3 protein-coding genes are annotated in these 2,526 nt (G+C 57.8%); all 3 read right to left on the reverse strand.

The window, feature by feature from the left end:
- A partial coding sequence (locus tag L692_RS0121965; RefSeq protein ID WP_025702147.1) for a 5'-methylthioadenosine/adenosylhomocysteine nucleosidase occupies positions 1–602 on the reverse strand: 602 nt, incomplete at its 3' end.
- Between the two features lie 85 nt (positions 603–687).
- Positions 688–1,344: a methionine ABC transporter permease gene (locus L692_RS0121975; protein WP_025702148.1), complete on the reverse strand. Its 657-nt coding sequence runs from the start codon at positions 1,342–1,344 to the stop codon at positions 688–690.
- Positions 1,341–2,435 (reverse strand): methionine ABC transporter ATP-binding protein, encoded by a 1,095-nt coding sequence (locus L692_RS0121980; protein ID WP_025702149.1) that lies wholly within the window; start codon positions 2,433–2,435, stop codon positions 1,341–1,343. Before L692_RS0121980 ends, L692_RS0121975 begins: the two co-directional genes overlap by 4 nt.
- Positions 2,436–2,526: the final 91 nt, after the last annotated feature.

Below are 2,526 nucleotides of genomic sequence, written 5' to 3' on the forward strand. Positions count from 1 at the left end.
ATGTCGGAAATGGCGCGCACGGCCAGAAACGGCACGCCAAACTGGTATGCGGTCTGGGCGACTGAGGCGCCCTCCATATCCGTCGCAAGCGATTCGGGAAACCGTTCGCGGATCAAGTCGGCGGCCTCGCGGCGGCCGATAAAGGAGTCCGCAGTAGTTATCAGGCCCGTAAAGACGCTCTCTTCCGTCTCTCTATCAGCGGACAACCGCCGGGCGAGCGCCAGAAATCCCTCCTGAACCGGGTAACGGGCCGGCATCCGCGGCACCTGACCGTAGACGTATCGCCGAAAGGCGGTCGCATCGACATCGCTGTAAGCCAGCTCCGCTGCTACGACGACATCGCCAATCCGTACGCCGCTGCCGATCCCCCCGGCTGAACCGGTGTTAATAATCAGCTCCGGGCGGTAGCGCTCGATAAGAAGCGCCGTCGTCAGCGCCGCGTTGACTTTGCCGACCCCGCCTTGCAGCAGCACGATCTCCCGCCCCTCCAAGGTCCCGGTGTCGTAGATTCCTCCCGCCGCTTCCGATCTGCGGACATTCTCCAGCCGGCCCCGAAAGACTTCAACCTCTTCCTCCATTGCGCCAATTATAGCTATGCTCATCGTTTCGCTCCTTCACCTGGCATACAAGGCTATCCCGCTCATTCCTTCTCCAATTTCACGATTATGCTTCGCGGATCTCCGCTCCCTAATCCCGGCGCGCCTTGCGGGCGAACCGGTTCCCTGCGGATTGAATGCCCTGAACGAATACGATCAGAATCGCAACCGTAACCAGAATAACAAAGGTGTCAAAGCGCTGGTAGCCATAGGAAATGGCAAGATCCCCGATGCCTCCTCCGCCAACCGTCCCGGCCATCGCCGTTGCGCCGATGAGTCCGATAGTTGCGGTAGTCATCGTCAGAATCAGCGAACCGAACGCCTCGGGCAGCAGAAAATGCCAGATCACCTGAAAGGTCGTCGCTCCCATCGCCTCAGCCGCCTCCATGATTCCGGGACTCACCTCCAGCAGGGAGTTCTCAACGAGACGACCGATATACGGCGCCACATAGACAACCAGGGGAACGATGGCGGCGCTTGTTCCAATCGAAGTATGGACGAGCATCCGGGTGAACGGAATAATAGCGACCAGCAAAATAATAAACGGCAGCGACCGGATCACATTGATCAGCGGATTAAGCACAGCGTAGACGAACCGGTTCTGCAGGATGCCTCCCGGACGCGTAATCACAAGCACGATGCCGATCGGAATGCCGAGAAGCGCTCCGAAAAATAGCGATACCCCCACCATGACCACCGTTTCACGCAGCGCCTGAAACAGCTGATCCGCTGTAATAATGGTACTCATACGGCTGTAACCTCCTTAATCGCCCGGTCCTCGTGACTTTCGTCAGTGACCCGGTCCTTCCGCTGCTGCTGAAATTCCTGAAGCTCCGCAATCTCCACGCCCCGCGAGCCGAGAAATTCCACAGCCCGGAAAATATCCCTGTCCTCGCCGCCGAGCTGGAGAATCATCGTGCCCAGCGTCGTGCTCTGGATTTCGCTCATGTTGGCAAACAGGATGTTGACGCTGACGCCATACTTTCGAATCAGGCTGTCGATGATCGGCTCCGAGGCGTTGCCGCCCACGAATTTCAGCTTGAACAGCCGTCCGGCCCGTTCCGGGCTCAGGCTCTGGAGCACACTTTCCGGCACGGAGGTCTGGATAACGGTCCGCACGAAGCTCTCCGTCGTGGGATGCTGCGGGTTGCCGAAGACCTCCAGCACCTCGCCCTGCTCGATGATCTCGCCTTGTTCCATGACGGCCACTTTGTTGCAGATTTGCTGAATGACAGCCATTTCATGCGTGATCATGAGAATGGTGATATGATATTCTTCGTTTATTTTTTTCAGCAGGTCCAGAATGGATCTGGTCGTCTGCGGATCAAGCGCCGAGGTGGCCTCGTCGCAGAGCAGAATCGAAGGATTGCTCGCCAGCGCCCGGGCTATGCCCACCCGCTGCTTCTGGCCTCCCGACAGTTCCTTCGGGTAGCTGTCCGCTTTGTCGGCAAGCCCGATGAACTGGAGCAGCTCGGTTACGCGCTCGCGGATGCGCTTCTTGTCCTGCTTCAGCAGCACGAGCGGAATGGCGATGTTGTCGTATACCGTCTTCGATTCCAGCAGGTTGAAATGCTGAAAGATCATGCCGATTTTCTTCTTGGTCTTGCGGAGCTGCGCCGGGGAGAATTGATCGAGCGCTTCGCCTTCCACAAAGACCCGGCCCTTGGTCGGCCGCTCCAGATAGTTCACCATCCGGATCAGTGTGCTTTTGCCGGCGCCGCTGTACCCGATGACACCGAAAATATCGCCTTTATCCACCCGCAGGTTCACGCCTTTGAGCGCTTCGATTGACTGTCCCTTGCGTATAAACGTCTTGTGAATATCCTTTAATTCAATCATCCTCATGGTCTCCCTTCGCTTAACTGAACGGCAGACCCAGAGAAGATTCCCGTCCGGGCAATCCGCTCGGCGGCTTCCAGCAGCTGCTCCT

The organism is Paenibacillus forsythiae T98 (genome assembly GCF_000520735.1).
GTDB classification, from domain to species: Bacteria; Bacillota; Bacilli; order Paenibacillales; family Paenibacillaceae; genus Paenibacillus_AQ; species Paenibacillus_AQ forsythiae.

Excerpts from the sequence above, each read along its gene's own strand:
- L692_RS0121975 (WP_025702148.1), bottom strand. The coding sequence starts at position 1,344 with ATGAGTACCATTATTACAGCGGATCAGCTGTTTCAGGCGCTGCGTGAA.
- L692_RS0121980 (WP_025702149.1), bottom strand. The coding sequence starts at position 2,435 with ATGATTGAATTAAAGGATATTCACAAGACGTTTATACGCAAGGGACAG.